General features: G+C 73.1%; 20 protein-coding genes and 1 pseudogene. 5 read left to right on the plus strand and 16 right to left on the minus strand.

Annotated elements, in window-relative coordinates; genetic code table 11:
* Positions 1-14 precede the first annotated feature (14 nt).
* Positions 15-563 (plus strand): annotated as a pseudogene (locus ACTMTB_RS24965) (alpha/beta hydrolase); the annotation flags it as partial.
* Positions 564-583: 20 nt separating this feature from the next.
* On the opposite strand, the gene ACTMTB_RS24970 reads toward ACTMTB_RS24965, so the two are convergent.
* The 6 genes from ACTMTB_RS24970 to ACTMTB_RS24995 all read right to left on the minus strand — a co-directional run bounded on the left by ACTMTB_RS24970 (position 584) and on the right by ACTMTB_RS24995 (position 6,375).
* Positions 584-1,084, minus strand: a complete 501-nt coding sequence (locus tag ACTMTB_RS24970; RefSeq protein ID WP_441148765.1) for a DinB family protein — start codon at positions 1,082-1,084, stop codon at positions 584-586.
* Between the two features lie 138 nt (positions 1,085-1,222).
* A complete protein-coding gene (locus ACTMTB_RS24975; protein ID WP_441148652.1) occupies positions 1,223-2,125 on the minus strand; it encodes a M15 family metallopeptidase in 903 nt (300 codons plus the stop codon).
* A complete protein-coding gene (locus ACTMTB_RS24980) occupies positions 2,122-3,381 on the minus strand; it encodes a D-alanyl-D-alanine carboxypeptidase family protein (RefSeq protein ID WP_441148653.1) in 1,260 nt (419 codons plus the stop codon). Before ACTMTB_RS24980 ends, ACTMTB_RS24975 begins: the two co-directional genes overlap by 4 nt.
* A gap of 105 nt (positions 3,382-3,486) precedes the next feature.
* Positions 3,487-4,275, minus strand: coding sequence for a peptidylprolyl isomerase (locus ACTMTB_RS24985; RefSeq protein WP_377611616.1), 789 nt, complete (start codon positions 4,273-4,275; stop codon positions 3,487-3,489).
* A gap of 74 nt (positions 4,276-4,349) precedes the next feature.
* Complete coding sequence (locus ACTMTB_RS24990; protein ID WP_441148654.1) at positions 4,350-5,597, minus strand: D-alanyl-D-alanine carboxypeptidase family protein; 1,248 nt, start codon at positions 5,595-5,597, stop codon at positions 4,350-4,352.
* A gap of 43 nt (positions 5,598-5,640) precedes the next feature.
* Positions 5,641-6,375, minus strand: coding sequence for a MerR family transcriptional regulator (locus ACTMTB_RS24995; protein WP_154936576.1), 735 nt, complete (start codon positions 6,373-6,375; stop codon positions 5,641-5,643).
* A 116-nt stretch (positions 6,376-6,491) separates the two neighbouring features.
* On the opposite strand from ACTMTB_RS24995, the gene ACTMTB_RS25000 reads away from it, so the two are divergent.
* Positions 6,492-8,765 carry an ATP-binding cassette domain-containing protein gene (locus ACTMTB_RS25000; RefSeq protein WP_441148655.1) on the plus strand — a complete coding sequence of 758 codons (2,274 nt, stop codon included), beginning with the start codon at positions 6,492-6,494 and terminating at the stop codon, positions 8,763-8,765.
* Positions 8,766-8,783: 18 nt separating this feature from the next.
* Here the strand turns inward: ACTMTB_RS25000 and ACTMTB_RS25005 are convergent, their stop codons facing one another.
* The 4 genes from ACTMTB_RS25005 to ACTMTB_RS25020 form a co-directional block, all read right to left on the minus strand.
* Positions 8,784-9,017 (minus strand): hypothetical protein, encoded by a 234-nt coding sequence (locus ACTMTB_RS25005; RefSeq protein WP_441148656.1) that lies wholly within the window; start codon positions 9,015-9,017, stop codon positions 8,784-8,786.
* Positions 9,018-9,191: 174 nt separating this feature from the next.
* A complete protein-coding gene (locus ACTMTB_RS25010; RefSeq protein ID WP_441148657.1) occupies positions 9,192-9,611 on the minus strand; it encodes a protein-tyrosine phosphatase family protein in 420 nt (139 codons plus the stop codon).
* Between the two features lie 509 nt (positions 9,612-10,120).
* The gene (locus ACTMTB_RS25015; protein WP_441148658.1) at positions 10,121-10,714 is read right to left on the minus strand and encodes a hypothetical protein; all 594 of its coding nucleotides are present in this window, start codon (positions 10,712-10,714) and stop codon (positions 10,121-10,123) included.
* 692 nt (positions 10,715-11,406) lie between these two features.
* Positions 11,407-11,715, minus strand: coding sequence for a MazG-like family protein (locus ACTMTB_RS25020; protein WP_441148659.1), 309 nt, complete (start codon positions 11,713-11,715; stop codon positions 11,407-11,409).
* Positions 11,716-11,831: 116 nt separating this feature from the next.
* Here ACTMTB_RS25020 and gdhA point away from each other — a divergent pair, with 116 nt between their 5' ends.
* Both gdhA and ACTMTB_RS25030 read left to right on the plus strand, forming a co-directional pair.
* Positions 11,832-13,169: an NADP-specific glutamate dehydrogenase gene (gene gdhA, locus ACTMTB_RS25025; RefSeq protein ID WP_441148660.1), complete on the plus strand. Its 1,338-nt coding sequence runs from the start codon at positions 11,832-11,834 to the stop codon at positions 13,167-13,169.
* Between the two features lie 168 nt (positions 13,170-13,337).
* Positions 13,338-14,708, plus strand: coding sequence for an alpha/beta hydrolase family protein (locus tag ACTMTB_RS25030; RefSeq protein WP_441148661.1), 1,371 nt, complete (start codon positions 13,338-13,340; stop codon positions 14,706-14,708).
* Between the two features lie 67 nt (positions 14,709-14,775).
* On the opposite strand, the gene ACTMTB_RS25035 is transcribed toward ACTMTB_RS25030, so the two are convergent.
* Positions 14,776-15,369, minus strand: coding sequence for a hypothetical protein (locus ACTMTB_RS25035; RefSeq protein ID WP_441148662.1), 594 nt, complete (start codon positions 15,367-15,369; stop codon positions 14,776-14,778).
* Positions 15,370-15,829: 460 nt separating this feature from the next.
* The gene (locus tag ACTMTB_RS25040) at positions 15,830-16,792 is read right to left on the minus strand and encodes a DUF817 domain-containing protein (protein ID WP_441148663.1); all 963 of its coding nucleotides are present in this window, start codon (positions 16,790-16,792) and stop codon (positions 15,830-15,832) included.
* 136 nt (positions 16,793-16,928) lie between these two features.
* Between ACTMTB_RS25040 and ACTMTB_RS25045 the strand changes: the two genes are divergently transcribed.
* Positions 16,929-17,723 (plus strand): GNAT family N-acetyltransferase, encoded by a 795-nt coding sequence (locus ACTMTB_RS25045; protein ID WP_441148664.1) that lies wholly within the window; start codon positions 16,929-16,931, stop codon positions 17,721-17,723.
* Positions 17,724-17,833: 110 nt separating this feature from the next.
* Here the strand turns inward: ACTMTB_RS25045 and ACTMTB_RS25050 are convergent, their stop codons facing one another.
* The 4 genes from ACTMTB_RS25050 to ACTMTB_RS25065 all read right to left on the minus strand — a co-directional run bounded on the left by ACTMTB_RS25050 (position 17,834) and on the right by ACTMTB_RS25065 (position 23,193).
* Positions 17,834-18,391 (minus strand): hypothetical protein, encoded by a 558-nt coding sequence (locus ACTMTB_RS25050; protein ID WP_441148665.1) that lies wholly within the window; start codon positions 18,389-18,391, stop codon positions 17,834-17,836.
* 12 nt (positions 18,392-18,403) lie between these two features.
* Positions 18,404-20,104: a DUF4012 domain-containing protein gene (locus tag ACTMTB_RS25055; protein ID WP_441148666.1), complete on the minus strand. Its 1,701-nt coding sequence runs from the start codon at positions 20,102-20,104 to the stop codon at positions 18,404-18,406.
* Between the two features lie 217 nt (positions 20,105-20,321).
* The gene (locus ACTMTB_RS25060) at positions 20,322-21,542 is read right to left on the minus strand and encodes a glycosyltransferase family 4 protein (RefSeq protein WP_441148766.1); all 1,221 of its coding nucleotides are present in this window, start codon (positions 21,540-21,542) and stop codon (positions 20,322-20,324) included.
* A 190-nt stretch (positions 21,543-21,732) separates the two neighbouring features.
* Positions 21,733-23,193 carry a polysaccharide biosynthesis tyrosine autokinase gene (locus ACTMTB_RS25065; protein ID WP_441148667.1) on the minus strand — a complete coding sequence of 487 codons (1,461 nt, stop codon included), beginning with the start codon at positions 23,191-23,193 and terminating at the stop codon, positions 21,733-21,735.
* Positions 23,194-23,365 lie beyond the last annotated feature (172 nt).

Genomic DNA, 23,365 nt, shown 5'->3' on the forward strand with positions numbered 1-23,365 from the left:
TGGTCCAGGCGTCGGACCGGTACTGGACGTTCCTCAGCGAGGAGCTGCCGCAGGTGTGCCGGTCGTTCTTCCGGCTCTCCGAGCGCCGGGAGGACACCTTCGTCGCCGGCCTTTCGATGGGTGGCTACGGCGCGGTGAAGTGGGCGCTGCGCCGGCCGGACCGGTTCGCCGCCGCGGCCAGCCTCTCCGGCGCGCTGGACGTGGCCAACCGCCGCGACCACCCGACCCGGCCGGTGGACCGGGCCGTCTGGCACACCGTCTGGGGCGACCGGGAGGTGCCGGGCAGCGACGACGACACGGTCGCGCTGCTCGACCGGGTCGGCGGCGAGCTGCCCGCGCTCTACGTCGCCTGCGGCACGGAGGATTTCCTCTACGAGGACAACCTGCGCTTCGTCGAGGCGGCCCGGGCGCGCGACGTCCCGGTGACCGTGGACTTCTTGCCCGGCGACCACGACTGGGCGTACTGGGACGACAAGATCCGTGACGTGCTGGCCTGGCTGCCGCTGGACGGCGCGCGACCCACCGGCGGCGAGGCCCCTGCGCCGGGCAGCGCCCGGCACTGAGCCGGGTACGGCCGCGGGTGTCAGACCCCGACGGAGCCGTCGATGCCCTCGCGGAGGAAGTCGGCGTGGCCGTTGTGCCGGGCGTACTCGTGGATCATGTGCAGCATCACCAGCCGCAGCGAGACGTCCTCACCCCACCGCGCCTGGTGCCCGGTGACGTCGAGGGACTCGGCCTCCCGCTCGATCCGGCGGGCGTGCTCCACCTCCCGCTGCCACACCTCGAACGCGTCCGCGCCGGTCGAGCCGGTCGGGTCGTACGCCTCCTGGAAGTCGCCGGTCGCCGACCAGATCAGCGGCACGTCCTCGGCGTCGATCACCCGCCGGAACCAGGTCCGCTCCACTTCGGCCATGTGCCGCAGCAGGCCGAGCAGGGTCAGCGTCGAGGGCGGCATGGACCGACGCCGCAGTTCCTCGTCGGACAGCCCCTGGCACTTCATCACCAGGGTCGCCCGGTGGAAGTCGAGGAACGCGCGCAGCGTCTCCCGCTCCCCGGCGCGCAGCGGCGGGCCGATCCGTTCCATCTCCACAACGGCTCCTCGGACGCGGTCGACGGGCCGGCGGTGACCGGCCCGTCGAGGGTTGGCAGGGGTCGGCGGGAAGCCTAGTCCCGGCGGGTCGACCCCCCCTCGAAGGGATCATGGGACGCCTCCGGCCCGGGCTCAGCGCGGGCGCAGCGACGACACCGCCACCGGGAAGTCGAAGTACGTGTCCGGGTACGGCTCGTCGGCGAACCGGTAGTGCCACCACTCCCGGTCGTAGTTGACGAAGCCGGCCTGCTTCATCAGCCGGCGCAGCAGCTGCCGGTTCTGGCGCGGCGTGCCGGTGACCCGCGGGTCGTCGGTGTGGGCCCGGGGGTCGAAGCAGTCGAAGCCGGTGCCCATGTCGACGCCGCCGTCGGCGAAGCGTTGACCGGCCGGCGCGGTGCAGGCCACCAGCGGCTGCCCCGGCCGGTACGTGGCCCCGGGCGACGCCGGCACCGGCTCCAGGGTCAGGTCGAGGGTGCTGCCGCTGCTGTGCGAGGTGGGCGAGCCGATGTAGCCGTCGTCGAAGAGCTTCGACTTGGCGACGTGGGGATAGAACTCGGCCTTCGTCTTCTCGTCGGCGGGGTCCTTCGCCCAGCGGACGAAGTCGTCGGCCGCCCGTTGGGGTCGGTAGCAGTCGTACACCCGCAGGCTGCGGCCCTGGGCGCGGGCGGCGGTCTGCACCCGGCGCAGCGCCTCGGCCGCAGTGCGGGTGAGCAGGCAGAGCGGTTCGGGGTAGCCGTCGATCGGCCGGCCGACGAAGTTGTGCGCGGTGGCGTACCGGATGTCCACCGTGATGCTCGGGTCGACCTCGGAGAGCAGCACGAAGTCGGCCGGGGCGGGTGAGCCGCTCGGCGACGGCGTGACCGCGCTGGGCCGCGGTGCCGGGCCGGGAGGTCGCTGGCAGCCGGCGACCGCCGCCACCGCCAGCAGCAGGGCCAGCGCCCGGGCGAACCGCCGCGCGCCGGACGGCGGCACCGCGCCGGGCCGCTCCCGGGACGCGGGTGTCACCGCGCGGGTGCGGGCCCGGGCGGACGTCACGCCCGGCGCCCCGCGGCCGCCCGCCGGCGACGCCGCCCGGCCAGCGCGCCGACGACCGTCGCCCCGAGCAGCAGCAGCGCCGCCCCGGCGAGCAGCCCGGGCCGCGCCCACCGGTGTCCGAGGGGGTCCACCCGCGTCGGTCCGCCCGCCGCGGCCAGCGGCGGCGGGGTGCCGGTGGCCGTGGGCAGCGGCGAGGCCAGCTCACCGGGGCGTACCAGCCGGCCGACGGCGGCGGCGCGGGGCAGCGCGAAGCCCCAGTCCAGCAGCGCGGCGCCCTGCTCCCAGCCGCGCCGGTCGGTCGCCTCCGCGCCGAGCAGGGTCACCACCAGCCGCCGCCCGTTGCGCTCCGCGGCGCCGACATAGGTGTGCCGGGCCAGGTCGGTGTAGCCGGTCTTGCCGCCGAGCGCGCCCGGATAGCGGTAGAGCAGCTGGTTGTCGTTCTGGATCTGGAACGCCTTCTCCCGCAGCGCCGGCTGCGCGGGCACGACCGCCTCCCGGGTGGCGTCGTAGCGGCGGAAGTTGGCGTCGGCGAAGCAGGCCCGGGCGATCAGGGCCAGGTCGTAGGCGCTGGTGAACTGGCCGGGACCGTCCAGCCCGGAGGGGGTCACCGCGTGGGTCTGCAACGCGCCCAGGCGGTGGGCCTCCGCGTTCATCGCCCGGATGCCGCCGGCCTGTCCGTCGGGGCCGCCGCCGAGCCGGGCGAGCGCGTTGGCCGCCTCGTTGCCGGACTTCAGCAGCAGCCCCAGCCAGATCGTCTCGATCCGGTAGCGACCCCCCTCAACGAGCCCCACCGCGGAGCTGCCCGGTTCGATGTCGAGGTCCCCGGCGGTGACGGTGACGACCTGCCGGGGGTCGAGTCGGGGCAGCATGGTGGCGGCGAGCAGCAGCTTCTGCACGCTCGCCGGGGTGGCGTACTCGTGGGGCCCGCAGCCGCCGAGCACGGCGCCGCTGTCCAGGTCCGCGACCAGCCACGAGGTCGCCGGCACGGCCGGCGGTGCGGGCGACCCGGCGGGCGTCACCAGGCCCGGGGTGGCCAGGGCGGCCCCGCCGACGGCCCGTTGCGCCGGGTCCGCCCGGGGCGGCGCCGGCCGGGGCGGCCGGGACACCGAGGGTACCGGCGGGCACGGGCCGGTCGTGACGGCGCCGGTCCCGTTGGTGGCGGGGGCGGTGCGGGCGGGGGCGGCGACGGGCGGGGTGCCGGCCGGCGACAGCAGGACGGCGGCGACGGCGGCGACGATCCGACTGGTGACTCTCACTCTGTCGCACGGTAGTGAGGCGCGGCGGTCCGCTCCCCCCTTCCGCGGAATAACCGCCGGCGGGTGGGGCCGGGCCGCTAGGATCCCGGCCCCGCCGCGTCCGGGTCAGTGCCGCCGGGCGACCTTGCAGATCTCCACCGGCTGGGCGGGCGCGCCGTCGACCGGCGCCGGGTCCTCCGGGGTGGGTGCGATCCCGCCGGCGGCGATCCGGTCGAGGGTGGCGAGACCGGCCGCGTCGACCGAGCCGAAGACCGTGTAGTTGGGGCGCAGCGCCGAGTCGGCCTGCACCAGGAAGAACTGGCTGCCGTTGGTGTCCGGCCCGGCGTTGGCCATGGCCAGGGTGCCGCGCGCGTAGAGCCGGCGGACGCCGGTCGGGTCGGTCGGCGCCGGCGGCAGGTCGGTGGGGAGTTCGTCGGCGTACCGGTAGCCGGGGCCGCCCTCGCCGGTGCCGGACGGGTCACCGCACTGGAGCACCTTGAGCGTCGGGTACGCGGTCAGCCGGTGGCAGGGCGTGCGGTCGTAGAACCGGTGCCGGGCCAGGTGCAGGAAGCTCTGCACGGTGCATGGGGCCTGCTCCCGGTCCAGGGTCAGCCCGATCGGGCCCTGGTTGGTGCGCAGGGTGACCCGCACGGTGCCCCGGTCCGGCGTACGCCGGGGGTCCGGGGGCAACGGCACCGGCCGGGCCGCGGGCTCGTCGGGCGTCTCGGTGTACGCGCACGGCCCGTTGGTCGTCCGCGGCGGGGCGGACGCGTCGGTGCCCGGCGCGGCGACCGCGGCGGTGCCGCCGGCGACGACCAGCGCGGCCGAGGCCAGCGTCACGCCGGCGAGTCGGCGCAGCGTCGGGGCCACGGACAGCCGCGGCGGGGTGGCGGGCGGTCGGGGTTCGCTCGACACGTGGGGTCCTCCCTGGACTCGTGGTACCAGAAAGACCGGAGTCTATGGAGGTGTCGGCCGGTTGTCGACGCCGGTCAATGCCACTGGACCGCGCGCCGCCGGGGCCGGCGACGGCGTCGCCCGACCGCCAGCAGGGCGGCGAGCAGCCCGACCAGCCCGGCCGAGCCGCCGACCACCGCCCCGCCGAGCCACTCCGGGGCACCACCGGACGACCGGCCGGCGGCCACGGCCGCCCCGGCGTCCGGGGCCGCCGACGGGGTCGCAGCGGCACCGTCCTCGCTGACCTCCCCCGGCTCCACCAGCCGGCCCACCGAGGTGTCCGGCGGCAGCGAGAAGCCCCAGTCGAGCAGCCGGGCGCCCTGCTCCCAGGCCCGTACCGGCCGTCGTTCGGCGCCCAGCAGGGTGACCACCAGCCGCCGGCCGTTCCGCTCGGCCGCGCCGACGTAGGTGTGCCGGGCCAGGTCGGTGAAGCCGGTCTTGCCACCGAGCGCACCCGGGTAGTCGTAGATCAGCGGGTTCTCGTTCTGGATCTGGAAGCCGCGCTTGCGCAGGGCGGGCTGGGCGGGGATCTGGGCGCGTTCGGTCAGCGCGTACCGCTGGAAGGTGGGGTTGGCGAAGCAGACTCGGGCGATCAGCGCCAGGTCGTAGGCGCTGGTGAACTGGCCCGGGCCGTCCAGGCCGGACGGGGTCACCGCGTGGGTCTGCAACGCGCCCAGCCGGCGCGCCTCGGCGTTCATCTCCCGTACCCCGGCCTCCGCGCTGCCGGCGCCGAGCCGGGCCAGCAGGTTCGCCGCCTCGTTGCCGGACTGGAGCAGCAGCCCGAGCCAGACCGTCTCCACCGGGTACCGGCCGCCGACCAGCAGGCCCACGGCGGAGCTGCCGGGCTCGATGTCCAGGTCCTCGCGGGTCACCGTGGCCACCTGCTTCGGGTCCAGCTTCGGCAGCATGGTGGCGGCCAGCAGCAGCTTCTGCACGCTCGCCGGGGTGGCGTACTCGTGCGGGCCGCAGCCGCCGAGCACCGCGCCGCTGTCCAGGTCCGCGACCAGCCAGGAGGTCGCGGTGACCGGCGGGGGCGCGGGCGTGCCGGGCGGCACGACCAGGCCGGGGGTGGCCAGCGCCTCCCCGCCCACCGCGCGCTGCGCGGGCACCGGTTCCGGCGGGGTCGGGCGGGGCGGGCGGGTCACCGCCGGCGTCGGCAGCTTCGGGCAGGGCGCGGCCACGCCGGGAGCCACGGCCGTCGGCGGCGCGGCGTCCGCCGGGACGGCGGTCCCGGTGCTGAGGAGTACGGCGACGGTGGCGGCGGCCAGGACCCGGGCTCTCATGGTGAGGCACCATACCGAGGCCGGCCGGCGGGCCCGGCACGCCTCACCCGGGCAGCCCGGAGCCGGCGAGCCCGATCTCGGCGAGGTAGTCGTACAGGGTGGCCGAGGCGCGCAGCCGCCGCAGGCTGCGCCGGTGCAGGTCCTGCTCGCGCCGGGCCAGCTCGGCGTGCACCCGTTGGGGCCGGCCGCTGGTGCGCATCTCGTCGAGGACCGCCGTCACGATCTCGAAGGGGTAGCCGCCCCGGCGCAGCAGCGCGACGACCTGCGCGGCACGCAACTCCGCGGCGTCGTACAGCCGGTAGCTCGTGCCCGGTTCGCGCGCCGGCCGCAGCAGCCCCCGCTCCTCCCACAGCCGGAGCTGCGAGGTGCGGACGCCGACCAGGTCCGCGACCTCGCCGATCCGGGCGCCGCGCCGGGGTGCGGGCACCACGACCGGCGGGCTGACCACCACCGTCTCGAAGGCGCCCAGGACGCGACGGATCTCGGTCCGCTCGCGGTCCAGTTCGGCGTGGCCGGCGTCCAGCGCCGTCAGCGCCGCCGCCAGGTCGCCCCGGTGGACCGCGAGCATCACCTCCCGGGTACGCGCCCAGCCGTGCCCCTCGGCCATCCGGCGCAGCACGGCGAGCGCGCGCACGTGCGCGACGGTGAACACCCGGTAGCCGCTCGGGGTGCGCTCGACCGGAGGCAGGACCCCCTCGTCGAGATAGTTGCGCACCTGCTGGGTGGAGATCCCGGCGGTGGCCGCGACGTCGACCACCCGCAACCGCCCGTCCTTCACCGGGTCACCCTATCGCCTGCCACGCCGTTTGAGACTTTCCCTCCCACATCTCGCGACGCTGCTCGGCAGATTGGCGCCGGAGTTTACATAAGAACATTAATGAGACGATCGAACCCATGGAGCAGCCAGCGCGGAACGCCGCCGACAGCCACGACGTCATCGAGGTACGAGGTGCCCGGGAGAACAACCTCACCGGGGTCTCGGTCGACATCCCCAAGCGCCGACTCACCGTCTTCACCGGGGTCTCCGGATCCGGGAAGTCGTCCCTGGTCTTCGGCACCATCGCCGCCGAGTCGCAACGCCTGATCAACGAGACGTACAGCGCCTTCCTGCAGACCTTCATGCCGAGCCTGAGCCGGCCGGACGTGGACGCGCTGCGCAACCTGAGCGCGGCGATCGTCGTCGACCAGGAGCGGATGGGCGCCAACTCCCGCTCGACGGTCGGCACGGCGACCGACGCGTACGCGATGCTGCGGATCGTGTTCAGCCGGCTCGGGCAGCCGCACGTCGGGCCGGCCGGCGCGTTCAGCTTCAACCTCCCCGAGGGGATGTGCCCGACCTGCGAGGGGCTGGGCCGGGTCGCCGACCTCGACGTGCACGCGTTGGTCGACGTGGAGCGGTCGCTCAACGACGGGGCGATCCTGGTGCCGAACTTCGCCGTCGACTCCTGGTACTGGCAGACCATCGTCGGCTCCGGCCTGTTCGACCCCGACACCAAGCTGCAGGACTACAGCCCGCAGCAGTGGCAGGACTTCCTGCACAAGCCGGCCACGAAGATCAAGGTGGGCAGCAACAACTGGACGTACGAGGGGCTGGCGGTGAAGGTGCGCCGGATCTACCTGACCAAGGACCGCGAGTCGATGCAGCCGCACATCCGGGCGTTCGTGGACCGGGCGGTCACCTTCACCACCTGCGCCGACTGCGGCGGCGCCCGGCTCAACCCGGCGGCGCTCTCCTCGCGGATCGCCGGACGCAACATCGCCGAGTGCTCCGCCATGCAGATCAGCGACCTGGCGGAGTTCATCCGCGCCGTGGACGACCCGTCGGTGGCTCCGCTGGTGGCCACCCTGCGCGAGACGCTCGACTCGCTGGTGGAGATCGGGCTCGGCTACCTCAGCCTCGACCGGGAGTCGGCGACCCTCTCCGGGGGCGAGGCGCAACGGGTGAAGATGGTCCGGCACCTGGGCTCCAGCCTCTCCGACGTGACGTACGTCTTCGACGAGCCGACCGTCGGGCTGCACCCGCACGACATCGCTCGGATGAACGACCTGCTGCTGCGCCTGCGCGACAAGGGCAACACGGTGCTGGTCGTGGAGCACAAGCCGGAGACCATCGCGATCGCCGACCACGTCGTCGACCTCGGGCCCGGCGCCGGCTCGGCCGGCGGCCGCATCTGCTACACCGGCGACGTCGCCGGCCTGCGCCGCGCCGACACCCTCACCGGGCGTCACCTCGACCACCGGGTCACCCTCCGCGACCCGGTACGCCGTCCGACCGGGCAGCTGCCGATCCGCGGCGCCGACCTGCACAACCTGCGCGACGTCGACGTCGACATCCCGCTCGGGGTGCTCACCGTGGTCACCGGGGTGGCCGGCTCGGGCAAGAGCTCCCTGATCCACGGCTCGCTGCCGCGCCGCAGCGGGGTGGTCGTGGTGGACCAGTCCCCCATCCGGGGTTCCCGACGCAGCAACCCGGCCACCTACACCGGGCTGCTCGACCCGATCCGCACCGCCTTCGCCAAGGCCAACGGGGTCAAGGCGGCCCTGTTCAGCGCCAACTCCGAGGGCGCCTGCCCGACCTGCAAGGGCATCGGGCTGGTCTACACCGACCTGGCGATGATGGCCGGCGTCGCCTCGGTGTGCGAGAGCTGCGAGGGGCGCCGCTACACCGACGAGGTGCTGACGTACACGCTGCGCGGGAAGAACATCAGCGACGTCCTCGCCATGTCGGTCACCGAGGCCCGGGAGTTCTTCCCCGGCGGCCAGGCCCGCGCCGTGCTGGACCGGCTGGCCGACGTGGGCCTGGGCTACCTCAGCCTCGGTCAGCCGCTGACCACCCTCTCCGGGGGCGAGCGGCAACGGTTGAAGCTGGCCATCCGCATGGCGGAGAAGTCGAGCACGTACGTGCTGGACGAACCCACCACCGGCCTGCACCTGGCCGACGTCGACCAACTGCTGGCCCTGCTGGACCGGCTCGTCGACGACGGCAACACGGTGATCGTCATCGAGCACCACCAGGCGGTCATGGCGCACGCCGACTGGATCATCGACCTCGGCCCCGGGGCCGGGCACGACGGCGGCCGGATCGTGTTCACCGGCACCCCCGCCGAGTTGGTCGCGCAGGGCGACACCCTCACCGCTCGCCACCTGCGCGAGTACGTCGGCGGGTAGCGCTGCGGGCGGACCGGTTCAGCCCGTGGTCACCGGCTCCTCGGCGCCGGCCCGGTCCCGCCACCGCTGCACGACCAGCACCACCGGGCCGACCATCAGCATGGACAGCGCGGCGGTCACCAGGAAGACGTCCAGGAACAGCGTCGCCAGCACGCTGAGCACCGCCAGCGAGAGGGTGACCCGTCCGAGGTGGCCGGGGGTGGGCAGCGGGCGGCGGTGCGTACCCCGGTAGCGGGGGTCGGCTGCGGCCATGGTGGTACCTGCCTTGCGTGGAGAGCGACCAGGGACGGCGACCGTCGCCCGCCGCCGGCCCTGGTGCCGCGCCGACCGGTGGCGCGGCTGATCATCGTGGCCCGGTTGTACCCGCCCTGAGCTGCGGGAACCGCCGAGGTAACCAGTACCACAGCCGATGCACCGCCCGCCGGGTCACGCGCCGACGTCATCCAGCCGGCGCAGCCAGCGCCGCTGCCAGGGGGTCTCCACCGCCCGCGGGTGGTACCGCTCGCGTACCCAGCCCACCGCCCGGTCCGGCGGGAGGCCGTCCAGGATCGCCAGGGCGGCCAGCGCCGTCCCGGTCCGGCCGACACCGCCCCGGCACGCCACCTCGACCCGTGCGCCGTCGTGCGCCCGGCGCAGGGCCTCGGCAAGCGCGTCGAGGGCGTCGGCGTGGTCGAGCGGCAACCAGAAGTCGGGCCACCGGATCCGGCGGTGCGGCCAGGCCGGTGCCGGGCCCGGGGCCAGGAGCAGGGTGAAGTCGGCGGGCGAGGCGGGATCGCCGACGCGGCGACCCCGCACGGTCGCGCCGCTGGGCAGTACGACCGCCCCGGTCGTCTCGGACCAGTCCACCCGGGTGATTCTGCCGTCCGGGGCGTACGAAACAGCGGCCCTGGTGGGTCGGGGGCGGCGCTGGGGTGTCGGTGTGCAGGTCGCCTCTCGGCGAGTGGCACGACGCGGCTCCAGCCGAACGGTATTCCGCGAAGGCAATTTAGGTGAGGCCCGGGGACACTGGACACACCGACACCTGACTCAACAGGCTACCCGGTCCCGGTCTTCCACCCGCCCTGGTGACGCGCGCCACCTGCTTGTTCCGGCCGTGGGTTGCGGTGGTCGGTGGGTGGTGTGGCCCGCCGTGCCCGGCTCCGGGCGGTCAGGCTTGATCCCTGCGCCGGTCACGGCGGGCCACACCCCCGCCGCGGGCAGCCTCCGCGCAGGCCTCGCCGGCCCGAACTCCCAGAGTTGTCGTTCCGACGGGACGGTAAGTGTCCAAGATTCCGTCGGACGGGGTTGGCTCCCGGGCGGACATGCCGCTGGCCGGCACCCCGCTCGGGGGTGCCGGCCAGCGTGTCGTTCACGTGTCAGTTGTTCCAGTGCTTGGCGACGAGGTCGGCGGCCTGCTTCTCCCACTGGGCGTAGTGGTCCGGGTAGGCCGAGACCTGCACGGTCTGCGCGGCCTTGGTCAGCGGCATGTCCTTCCAGCCGTCGACCTGCTTCAGACCCTTGAGGAACGCCATCGTCGAGTACTCGGGGTCGGTGATCTGCTCAACGGTGCCCCAACCCGAGGACGGGCGCTGCTGGAACAGGCCCTGCGAGTCGTGGTCGTTGCGCTCACCCAGGTGACCCAGGTTCTCCAACTTCGACTCCTGCAGCGCGGTCGCGATCGCCACCACGGCGGCCCGCTCGTCCATACCCGACTTCTTCGTCGCCGCGATGATCGCCTTCACGTTCTCGGTCTGCTCGCTGCCCAGGTCGATGCGCGACTGCTTGCCCTGCACACCGTGCGGGATCAGCTTGCCCTTGTCCACACCCGGCTTGTCGGCCTGCACCACGGCAACCGCCTTGGCGTCCACCGGGGTGGCGTGGGCCTCGGTGACCGGGCCGGCGAAGACGCCACCGGCGAAAGCCAGACCAGCGATACCCAGAACGCTCTTATGCAGAATGGTCGTGTTCATCAGAGTGGCTCCATTCGGGGGTTGGCACCCAGGCCCGACGGGGGTCGAGCGGGCGCAAGCACCACGACGGCGCTCAAAAAGATCAAAGGGAAAGTCTTCGCCCCGGCAGGCTTCGCGAGCGGGGGCTCACGGCGCCGGGTCCATGTGTAACGACCGGCGGCCCACCATCATTCCGGCGGCCCGCATCCCGGGCGGCCCCATGTATCGGGCCGGGGTGCTGCTGCGATCGTCCAGGTGATGTAACGACCCCGGCCCGGCCACCATTCCACCGCCGGGGTGCCCCCGGTCACGGGACGACCCGGACCAGCTAGCCCAGACCCGACATCCGGGCACGCACAGTGGCCGATAATCGGACATCCGGCACGCGGAGGCCCAACCGGAGCCCGACATCCGGGCACGCCGATCCCGCCGGAATCGGACAACCCGCCCACGGCCAGCGACCGGAACAGGACAGTCCCCGCTTGCCGCCTTTAGTTAGCCGCCGCCCTCAGTACGCCGGCTGCCTGCACTCCGGCAACCGGCGCCCGGCTGCCTCCCAGGGCGCACGCCGTTTGCGGCGTGTCGCGCGATCCCGCGCCCCCGTTCCCGCGACACACCGCAAATCGCGAAGAGGCGACAGCTCGGCGACGGGCTGGGGCGGGGCGGCCCGCGTACCCGGTCAGGGGTGGCCGGGGCGGCGCGGACCGTGCGGGTCAGGAGGTGCGGGCGCTGACCTTGGCCGCGCACTCGGCGACCACCGACCGGGCGTCGAGCCCGAGGCTCTCGATGGCGACCAGCGCGGTGAAGACCACGTCGGCGAGTTCGGCGGCGACGTCCTCGCGGGTGTGGGTGACCCCCTTGCGCGGGTTCTGGCCGAGCACACCGATCCAGGCGCCGGCCGCCTCGCCGGCCTCCTCGGTGAGTTTGAGGATGCGGCAGGTCAGCTCCGCCTGCCCGGTGCCGTTGGCGGCGTCCAGCCAGCTCCGCGAGGCCCGTACGGCGTTCCAGATCGACTCGTCCATCGGATCAGTGAACCGGACAGGGGTGACGATCCGTATCCGGGGACGGTCGGCGGGATGACGCCGGCCCGGTGGTGGCGACGAGGCCGCCAACTGGACCGGAAGGGACGTGCGGTGTGATGCCGGAGGCCGTCGAGTCGGTGTTCGCCAGTGTGGTCAGCCGGAACCCGGGCGAACCGGAGTTCCACCAGGCGGTACGGGAGGTGCTGGAGAGCATCGGCCCTGCCCTGGCCCGTCACCCCGAGTACGCGCGGGCGCGGATCATCGAGCGGATCTGCGAGCCGGAGCGGCAGGTCATCTTCCGGGTGCCGTGGGAGGACGACCACGGCCGGGTCCGGGTCAACCGGGGATTCCGGGTGGAGTTCAACAGCGCGCTCGGCCCGTTCAAGGGTGGCCTGCGCTTCCATCCGTCGGTCTACCTGGGAATCGTCAAGTTCCTCGGCTTCGAGCAGATCTTCAAGAACGCGCTGACCGGCCTGCCGATCGGCGGCGGCAAGGGTGGGGCGGACTTCGATCCGAAGGGCCGCTCGGACCGCGAGGTGATGCGCTTCTGTCAGAGCTTCATGACGGAGCTGTACCGGCACATCGGCGAGCAGACCGACGTGCCCGCCGGGGACATCGGGGTGGGCAGCCGGGAGATCGGCTACCTGTTCGGGCAGTACAAGCGGATCACCAACCGGTACGAGTCGGGGGTGCTGACCGGCAAGGGCCTGTCGTACGGGGGTGCGCAGGTACGCACCGAGGCGACCGGGTACGGCGCGGTGTTCTTCGCCGAGGAGATGCTCGCGCAGACCGGGGACAGCCTGGACGGCAAGCGGGTGGTCGTCTCCGGATCGGGCAACGTGGCGACGTACGCGATCGAGAAGGTGCACCAGCTCGGCGGGACGGTGGTGGCCTGCTCCGACTCGGACGGCTACGTGCTGGACGAGAAGGGCATCGACCTGGAGCTGCTGCGGGAGCTGAAGGAGCAGCGCCGGGTCCGGCTGGACGACTACGTGCGGCACGTGCCGCACGCGGTGGCGGTCTCCGGCCGTACCGTCTGGGAGGTGCCCTGCGACCTGGCCCTGCCCTGCGCGACGCAGAACGAGATCGGCGGCGCGGAGGCCGCGGCGCTGGTCGCCGGCGGCTGCGTGGCGGTGGTCGAGGGGGCGAACATGCCGACCACCCCGGAGGCGGTGCGCATCCTCGGCCGGGCCGGGGTGCGGTTCGCCCCGGGCAAGGCGGCCAACGCCGGCGGCGTGGCGGTGAGCGCGCTGGAGATGCAGCAGAACGCCAGCCGGGACTCGTGGACGTTCGCCCAGTCGGAGCAGCGGTTGCGGGAAACCATGCGGGACATCCACGCCCGCTGCTGGGCCACCGCCGAGGATTACGGCCTGCCGGGCGACTACGTGGCCGGTGCCAACATCAACGGCTTCCGCCGGGTCGCCGAGGCGATGCTCGCGCACGGCCTGGTCTGAGCCGATCCCCCTGACCGGGCGGTCAGTCGGTATCGGCTGACCGTTCGGTCAGGAGGGCATTGACAGGGTTCGACGGCGGGGCCTAGCTTCAGGACGCTACCGGCCGGTAGGCACCGTCCCGCCTGGCCGCCCGCACACTGGGGCGGCACCGTCCCCGGGGGAGCATCGATGCTGTCCTCATCCACCCGACTCGTCCGCCGCCTGCTCGCCGCCGGCGCCACCCTCGCCCTGACCGTCGGGCTCGCCGGCGCGGCGCCCGCCGCCGCCGCCGACCGTGATGGCGACGGCTCCCAGCCACTGCCCGGCTACACCATCAGCAACCCACCGCTCGCGCCACTCGACGTGCGGGGTACCCCGTCGACCGTCCGGCAGGGCGTGCACCGGCACGCCGGCTACATCATCGAGATCCCGCCGGCGTGGAACGGCGAGCTGGTCATGTGGGCGCACGGCTACCGGGGCCAGACCACCGTGCTCTCCCCGGAGACCCCCAACTACGGCCTGCGGCAACGCCTGCTGGACCAGGGGTACGCCTGGGCGGCGTCGTCGTACTCCACCAACGGCTTCGACATCCGCTCCGGTGTGGTCAGCACCCGGGAGCTGGCCGACCTCGTCGCCGGCACCGTGCGGCGGCCACACCGGACGTACCTGACCGGGGTGTCGATGGGCGGCTACATCATCGGCCGCTCGCTGGAGCAGTACCCCGGCTACTACGACGGGGCGCTGCCGATGTGCGGCGTGCTGGGCGACCACCAACTGCTCGACTTCTTCCTCGACTACAACCTGGTCGCGCAGGCCCTCGCCGGGGTGCCCGCCTACCCCACGCCGCCGGACTACCTGACCAACGCGGTGCCGCGGATCCAGGTGGCGCTCGGCCTCGCCGGGCTCACCCCGACCGGGCCGGACACCACCAACGAGCGCGGCAAGCAGTTCCGGGAGATCGTCACCAACCGTTCCGGCGGCCCGCGTCCGGGCGCGGACCGGGCCTTCGCGGCCTGGAAGGACTTCCTCTTCGGGATCAGCACCACCAACGGTGGCGACTCCCCCGCCCAGCGACCGGGGCAGCTCGCCACCAACCTGCTCACCCGCTACACCCCGAACACGCCGGTGAACGTCAACGCCGCCGTCCAGCGGGTCGCGCCGGAGAACGTCCGGCAGCGGCTCTCCCCCACCCTGACCGAGGTGCCGCGGATCGCCGGGCGGCCCACCGCCCCGGTACTCAGCCTGCACGACCTGGGTGACCTGTTCGTGCCGTTCTCGATGGAGCAGGCGTACGCCCGCGACGCGGCGTGGCACGGCCGCAGCCGGCTGGTCGTGCAGCGGGCCATCCGGGCCAGCCAGCACTGCGAGTTCACCCCGGCCGAGGCCGGCGCCGCCTGGGACGACCTGGTGTCCTGGGTACGCACCGGCGCCCGCCCCGGCGGCGACGCGGTCACCGACCCGAAGGCGGTCGCGGCGGCGGACTTCGGCTGCCGGTTCAGCGACCGGGCCGCGTACGCCGCCGGCGTGGGCACCCGTCGGCTCTACTCCGCGTGCCCCTGACCGGACCCGGACACGCCGCTGGCCGGCACCCCGCTCGGGGTGCCGGCCAGCGTGTCGTTCACGTGGTTCAGCTGTTCCAGTGCTCGGCGACCAGGTCGGCAGCCTGCCGCTCCCACTGCGCGTAGTGGAACGGGTAGGCCGAGACCTGCACGGTCTGCGCGGCCTTGGTCAGCGGCATGTCCTGCCAACCGTCGACCTGCTTCAGACCCTTCAGGAACGCCATCGTCGAGTACTCCGGGTCGGTGATCTGCTCAACCGTGCCCCAACCCGACGACGGACGCTGCTGGAACAGGCCCTGCGAGTCGTGGTCGTTGCGCTCACCCAGGTGACCCAGGTTCTCCAGCTTCGACTCCTGCAGCGACGTGGCGATCGCGACCACGGCGGCCCGCTCGTCCATGCCCGACTTCTTCGTCGCCGCGATGATCGCCTTGACGTTGGCGGTCTGCTCGTCGCCCAGGTCGATGCGGGACTGCTCGCCCTGCACGCCGTGCGGGATCAGCTTGCTCTTGTCCACACCCGGCTTGTCCGCCCGCACCGCGACGGCGGCGGCCCGGGTGTCGACCGTGTCGGTGGTGCCGTGGTTCAGCGGACCGGCGGCGAGACCACCGGCGACAGCCAGACCAGCGATACCGAGAACGCTCTTGCGCATGATCGTGTTCATGGAGTAGCTCCTTCGGGGGTTGGCGCCACGACCCGACGGGGGTCGAGCACGGGCGCAAGCACCACGACAGGGCGCTCAAAAGATCACAAGGGGAAAGTCTCTGCCCGGCAGGTCATCACGAGCGGGGGGCTCGTGGCGCCGGGACCATGTGTAACGACCGGCGGTCCACCATCATTCCGGGGGCCCGCATCCCGCGCTTGCCACATCATCGGTCCAGGCCAACGGGGGTTGCTGCTGCGGTCGTACGGAGGATGTAACGACGCCGGCCCCGCCCGCCATTCCGTCGCCGGGGTGCCGCCGGTCACGGACACCGCGAACGGTCACCCCCGATACCAGACATCGGCGGCCAGCGGATCCGGACAGCCCGCACCTGACCGGACATCCCGGCCCGTAACGACCGAGGCCGCAGGCGACACCCATCCGTTGCGAACGCGCCCGGTGAGGGACAGGCGGCAGTGGCCTACCGCTCGTGCCGCCCGTGACCGCCCAGGCCCATCGCTACGTCCTGCGGGGGAAGCTCGGCCAGGTCGGCGTCCACCGCCGCGGCCGGCGATCCGTCGTCGGGCGGCTGCGGCGGCGAGATCCAGGTGACCAGCACCACCGAGATGATCATGAGGAGGAACCACGACGCGAGTTTCGTCGCCGAGACCGGGTGCCAACCGCCCACCTGGCTGGGATACAGCCAGGCATGCGACCAGGTGGCGATGTTCTCCGCGAGCCAGATGAAAACGGCGACGAGGAGGAAGGCCAGCAGGAGCGGCATGCGCCACCGGAACCGGAAGATGCGGAACTGCATGACACAGCGCCCGAACACCAGAGCGACGACGGCGATGAGCAGCCATCGCACGTCCCGGACGTAGTGGTTGGTGAAGAAGTTGGCATAGATCGCGGCGGCCACGACAGCCGTCACCCAGCGCCTCGGGTAGCGCACGAACCGCAGGTCGAACAGCCGGTTGACCCGGACCATGTAGGAACCGACCGCGGCATACATGAAGCCGCTGAACAGCGGCACCGCGCCGAGCCGCAGGACGCCGTCGGGCGCGTAGGACCACGAGCCGATGTGCGTCTTGAACAGCTCCATCGCCGTGCCGACGAGGTGGAACAGCACCACCACCCGCAGTTCGCGCAGGGTTTCCAGGCGTCCGGCCACCATCGCGATCTGGATGACCACCGCGGCGAGGGTCAGGAAGTCGTTGCGGGCGATCAGCGCGACCTCCGGGTACCACAGGTGCGCCGCGAAGATGACCGCCAGCATCGCCCCACCGAACACGCACGCCCAGGCCTGTTTGAGCCCGAAGACCGCGAACTCGGTCAGCCAGCCGGCCGGTCCGCGCCGGGGCAGCCGGGCCAGGATCGCGCGGAAGCGGGCATCGATCGCGCGCTCGGCCGTGGTCAGGGTGGCCGGTCCGGAAGGGGTACCCATCGCCGCGACGCTATCGTGCCGGCGCAGCTCAGCCGGCACCGGCGGGGTGCGGCGGGGCAATCACGCCGGGCACGGTCGGCCAGAGCCACGGCGAATCCGGTGGAGAGGGCGCCCGTCCCGCCACTACGGTGCGGGGATGCCGCTGCACCCCGACCCGTCAGCATCCACCGGACACCTGCTGAGCACCGACGACGGCACGCCGCTGGCCCGGCTGCGGCTGCGCGACGACGACGGTGAACGCGTGGCCGGGGAGGTGACACCGCTGCCGGGAGCGGACGTGCGGGTGCTCGCCGCCCAGGCGCGCCGGGACCTCGCCGGCGCGCGGCTGGAGACGCCGGACGACGACCTGGCCGCCGCGCTGGTCGCCGGGGGCCTGACGCTGCGCCGGGCCGCCACGGACATGCGGCACGACCTGACCGACGTACCGGAGCCGGTGCCGCTGCCCGCCGGTTGGTCCTGGGCACCCGCCGGGTGGGACGACGACCTGGCCGAGGGGCTGGCGGCGGCGTACGGGCCGGACCACCCGGACGGGCGGTGGCAACCCAGCGACACCGCCGAGGTGCGCGGGATGTTCGAGCGGGCCGATCCGGTCGCACCGCTGCTGCCGGCCTCGGCGCGGGTGATCGGTCCGGACGGGCGCAGCGGCGGTCACGTCCTCGCCGCCGGGCCGGTGCCGTGGACCGAGGACGTCTGCGCCTGGATCCTCAACCTCGGGGTGGCGCCGGCGGCGCAGCGGCGAGGGCTGGGGCGGGCGCTGCTCGGCCACGCGTTGCGCGGGGCGCGTGCGGCCGGGCTGCCCCGGGTGGGGCTGTCGGTGGCCGACGGCAATCCGGCCCACCGGATGTACGACGAGGCCGGCTTCCGCCCGGTGGCCCGGGTGCTCACGGTGCCGCTGACGGGCGACGACGGGTCGCCGGACACGCGGCCCTGACCGGGCGCACCGGGGTACGCCCGTGAGCGCCGGAACGTGTGCGGGCGCCCGCCGGAATCCTCCGACGGGCGCCCGTCCTCACTGTTCCGGGCATTGCCCGGCGTACGGGATCAGCGTGGCGACCCCATGCCGAAGCGGTTGCGCCGGCGCCACACCAGGCTGCCCAGCATCAGGACCGCCCCGGCGCCGACGAGACCGCCGCCGACCTTGAGCGGGGTGCCCATGCTGTCACCGGTCACGGGGAGGTGCTTCCCGTCGTCCTTCCCGTCGTGCCTCCCGTCGTGCTTCTTCTTCGGCAGCACCTTGAGGAAGGCGCTGAACTTGCAGCCGGCCGCGGTGAAGGTGTAATTGCCGATTTCGGTCGGCCGGAAGGACACGGTGAACTGGCCCGCCGCGTTGGTCTGCGCGGTGAGGTGCCCCGGGGCTCGGCTCACGTCGATGTCGACCGTCTGGTTGGGACCGAAGCCGGTGCCCCTGAGCACCACGGTCTCGCCGATCTTGATCGTGGTCCGGTTCACCTTCAGGCAGCCCGGCTTCGGCACGTAGTCGTCGGGCGGTGGCTGGGGCGCGCCAAGGGCCGGCTGCGGCTGCGCCGCCCCCGCCGCGGTCGGCGCCAGCACGACGGCCAGGCCGGCCGTGAGCGCCATGATGATGCGGGATAGCCGCATGGTGGTCTCCTCCTACTGGTTGCAGCTTGGTGCGGAAACAACTTGGGTGGTCCATGGGGTGGCTGTGGGGGTGAGCCAGAGCTCGGGCGTACCGGCGGTGTTCCTGCCGGTCAGCAGGTCGACGTCGAGCGTCCGGGTGGCCCCGGGCGGGACCTCGACGTTCGCCACGCCCACCTGCCGGCGCCGCTCGGTGCCGCTGCCCAGGGCAGCGTCCGCCCCGTCGATCCGGGCGCCCACCACGGCACCGTCGGCGGGGCTGAAGACGTACACCAACGTGCGGATGGTGTACGGGTCGCCGGCCTTCCCAGCACCGAGCACCGACCTGTTCAGGCCGGACGTCGGCGCCGAGGAACGCAGGCTGAACCGCAGGCGCAGCTGACGGCGGCCCTCGCCCTGGCACTCACCGACGGTCAGTTGCGCCGTCGGCTTCAGGTAGTAGCCGAGCTTCGCGCCGCTGCCGTCGTTGAGGAACACCCCCACGCTGGGCACCGTCTCGTGCTCGGGCAGGATCCCGCTCACCCGGCTTTCGCCGAAGATGCGCTGTTCTCCTGACCGGGCACTCCAGAACAATATCCTTCTTTCCGCTATAGAGCGGTCAAAAGCGGACAAAACAGCCTTTGGGTTGACTTTCGCGGCAAGAAACGCGTCGAAGACGGCGGCGGCGGCCGCCGCGTAGTAGGCGTCCTGCTCCTTCAGGCCCATGCTCTGGTAGGTCTCGGAGAGCAACGTGCGGACGACCGTGTCGGCGGCGAGCTTCGGCCCGCCCGGCACCGCGACCGGGCCGGTCGCGGCCAGCAGGTACGACAGCGCCACCGGATCGACCGCCAACACACCGTCGACGGTGGTGCCGGTACGGAGCCGGACCATTTCCCGGTAGAGCTTCGCCGCGGTCGGGAAGTGCGGGGTCAGGTTGACGTCCGCCGGATAGATCGCGGGCAGGTCGGTGTAGAGCCGGCGCATCTCGTCCGGGAGCGTGGCGACCGGCGGATCGAACCGCCTCAGGTCCACCCCCGCGCTGCCCTGGGTGACGATCTCCACCCGACCGCCGTCGGCACGGATCACCGCGTACGCTCCCCACATGCCGCCGGTGGCGCGCAGCTCCGCCGGGTTCTGCGAGACGAGCAGGTAGGTGCGGGGCCCGTCTGCCCCGAGCAGCGCCGGGAGCACCTTCGCCCCCTGGTCGGCCGCTCCGGTCAGGCCGGCCAGCCGGTCGATCTCCGCCCGCAGGTCGGTCAGGGCCGTGCGTATTTGTCCGACCAGGTCGGTCGTCGGCACCGCGTCGAGGCGGGTCCGGGTCTCCCGGACGACGGTGTTCACGTCGGCCAACTCGGTCGAGACCGCCCGCAGCCGACCCACGTCCAGGCGCCCCTCTTTCGGCACCAGGGTGGCGAGATCGGTCCCCACCAGCGTGGGGAAGGCCCGCCTGGCGAGATCGTCGATGGCCACCGCGATCTGGCGCACCGCCCCGAGGTCGTCACCGGCGTACGGGGAGCGCTGCCCCAGCCACCAGCCCGGGTCACCGGTGGCGTCGCGGGCCGCCCCGGCCTGCTCCTGCAGTGCGGCGAGCGTGCGCTGCGCCCGGACGGCGTCCCCGCCGACGATCTGCGCGCTGAGCTCACGGGCCAGACCGGCGGCGTTGAGCAGGTGCGCCCGCGCCTGCCAAGCCCGGAACCCGACCCACCCGGCGCCCGTCAGGAGCAGGGATCCGACCACGAGTCCGGCGAGCGACGCTTGCCGGATTCGCGCCCTGGTCCGTCGTCGCAAGCGCCTCCGACTGCGACGCGACACACCGCTCTCGGTCACACCACTCTCCACTCAGAAACGGACAAAATTACGATTCGTCAATTTTCTAGCACGAACCACGCAGCTGGCCTGGCGATTTCACCGCTTTGGTGGCGTAAAAGATGTGGCGCGAGGATCGTTCGGGTGATCACCTGCGATGCCGCGCGACGGCCACCTGGTTCAGCATTTCCTCCACCCGGTCGACACCCGCCCGCAGCGACATCTCCCGCAGATACGTCTCTCGTCCCCGCCGCCCCATCTCGGAGCGGGCCGCGGACGGGATGGTCGAGGCGAGCCAGAACCGGTCGGCCAGCGTGGCCCAGTCCTCGGGCGGGCAGGACAGCCCCGCCCGCGCGCGCTCCACCAGCTCCACGGTGTCCCCGCCGGCGGAGGCGATCACCGGCGCCGCGCAGGCGAGCGCGGCCTGCAGCTTGCCGGGCACGGTGCCGCGCAGCTCGGGCAGGTCGCGGAGCATGACCAGCTGATAGTCGGCGGCCGCGTACAGCTCCGGCATGTCGACCGGCGACCGGCGCTCCACGAAGCGGACGTTCTCCGCCCGCAACTCGGCGGCGAGCCCCCGCACCCGCCGCTCCTCCGCGCCCGAGCCCACCAGCACCAGGTCCGTCCGACCGTCGAGCGCCGCCGCCGCCCGGACCGCCGTCTCGAGCCCCTGCCGTACCCCGATCGTGCCGGCGTGCATGACCACGCACCGGCCGTCGCGCCGGACGAACCCCTGCGCGGCGCGGCTGGGTCGTACCGGCTGGAAGATCTGCTCGTCGGTCCAGTTGAGCACCACCCGCACACGGTCGGCGTCGACCCCGTCCGCGAGCACCATGTCCCGCATGGACGGGGCCGTGACGGCCAGGGCGTCCGCCTCGCGCAGCACCCGACGCATGGTGCTGGCGGTCCGTCCCGGCCGGCGCTGCCGCTGCGCGCCGACCACGTCTTCCTCCAGCCAGAGGTCCTGCACGTGCAGGACGGTGGGCACCCGGCCGAGCATCCTCATCAGCGCGGCGGTGGCGAACGTCGTCGCCGGGAGCTGGAAGACGTACAGCACGTCAACGTCGGCCAGGTAGCGGCGTCCCACCATCGCCACGCTGCCTGCGAAGGAGAGATGACTGGCCATCCGGGCGCCCGTGGAGCCGTCGCCGCCGGCGTACCGTGGCACCCGTCGCACGGTCAGCCGCTCGCTGCGCGTCAGGTGCCCCCAGCGTTGCCGCCAGCCCGGATAGACGTGCCCGCCCGGATAGTCGGGGAAGCCGGTCAGCACCCGTACCTCGTGCCCGCGGGCGGCCAGTTCCTGGGCGAGGCTGCCCGGGATGAAGGCCGGTTCGGGTGGGAAGTGGTACGACAGGATGCCCACCCTCATCAGCGGGTCCCCCTCGGCGGTGAACTCGGCGGGGCGGCCGACCCGCTGCCGGAGCGGGTCGACAGGCCGCGGCGCGTCGTGCTGGCGGCCGCCGCCCGCGCCCGGGGACGGCGGCAACCCGCCGCCCCCGGCGCGGACGATCCCGGTGCTCCCAGCCACGGCCGGCCGGCCGTACGACCAGCGGTGGCACTCATCGGCGCAGCCGGGTGAGTTCCTGCGTGCGATCGGTGACCCCGTCGACCCCGTGCGACTCGCCGTGGCGGGCCGCCGGTGCCCGGTCCGCGGGAACCTTGGTCTTGCCGGTGGTGGCGATCCGGTACGCCTCGTACTGGTAGGCGTCGGCCTTGGCCACCTTGGTCATGTTCAGCACGCAGCCGAGCAGGCGTACCGAGACCGCGTGTAGCGACTGGGCCGCCGCGGCGACCTGGCTCCGCGAGGTGCGCCCCTGCTGGGTGACGAGCAGCGCGCCGTCGGCCTGCACGGCGACCACCACGCCGTCGGTGACGGCCAGCAGCGGTGCGGTGTCGATGACCACGATGTCCGCCGACTCGCGCAGCGCGAGCAGCAGGTCCGCCATGGCCTTCGAGCCGAGCAGCTCGCTCGGGTTCGGCGGCGCCGAGCCGCTCGGCAGCACCAACAGGGACTTGTCGCCCCAGCGCTGCACCACGTCGCCGACCTGCACGTCGCCGACGAGCACGTCGGTCAGGCCGACGCCGCCGTCGAGGCCCAGGTAGTCGGCGACCTTCGGCCGGCGCAGGTCGGCGTCGACCAGCAGCACCCGCCAGCCCGCCTCGGCCAGCGCGATGGCCAGGTTGCAGGACATGGTCGTCTTGCCCTCGCCCTGCAGGGCGCTGGTGACCGCGATGACCCGGGCCGGCTCGTGCACGTCCACGAACCGCAGGTTCGTCCGCAGCTTGCGGACCGCCTCGGCGCGGCCGGAGGTCGCCGCATCGCCGACGATGAGCGGCGCCGCCTTCGCGCCGGCCTCGAACGGGATCTCGCCCAGCAGCGGGCTGCCGGTGACCCGTTGCAGCCCGGCGGCGTCGCGCAGCCGGACGTCGACCAGGCCGCGCAGCACGGCCAGCGCGGCGCCGAGCAGCAGACCGACCAGGCCGCCGACGATCAGGTTGCGGGTGGGCTGCGGCGAGACCGGGCTCGAACTCACCCGGGGACCACTGACCACCTCGATCTTGATGGGAGCGGCCCGCCCCTCGGCCGGCGTCTCGACCTTCTGCACCAGCTCCACGAACTTCGCCGCGAGCGTCTCGGTCACCCTCATCGCCCGGGTCTGATCCGTGTCGGTGACGGTGGCGCGCAACAGCACGGTGCCGGTCTCGGTGGAGGCGCGGAGGCGGCGCTGCACGTCGTCGGCGGTGAGGCCGACCTGCGTCTCGGCCACCACGCTCTGCGCCAGGCGGTCGCTGCGGAGCAGGTCGGCGTAGGACTTCACGCGCTGCTGAAGGAAGAGGCCGCCCTGGTAGGCGTCGGTGACGCCCTGGCTCGGCGTGGTGACGAAGAAGGTCACGGAGGCCACGTACCGGGGTGGCGTGCGGACCGTGATCAGCGCGGCCGAGCCGATCGCCACCATCAGCGTGACCAGGACGATCCACCAGTGGCGGCGGACCAGGCGCAGGTAGGTGCGTACGTCCATCACGCTCTCCGTTCCGCCGGGACAACTAGCCGGTGAAACTGCACGAAATCCCCCAATACTCCCCAAACGACATGACAGGATCTATTCGTCGCAAGCCTGCCGTGAAGTGACCAAACGAATGTAAGCGATCGAACATCCCCGGAGACCTTAATCCTCACAATCAGGCGATAAA

This window comes from Micromonospora sp. L32, assembly GCF_052068055.1.
GTDB classification, from domain to species: Bacteria; Actinomycetota; Actinomycetes; order Mycobacteriales; family Micromonosporaceae; genus Micromonospora; species Micromonospora purpureochromogenes.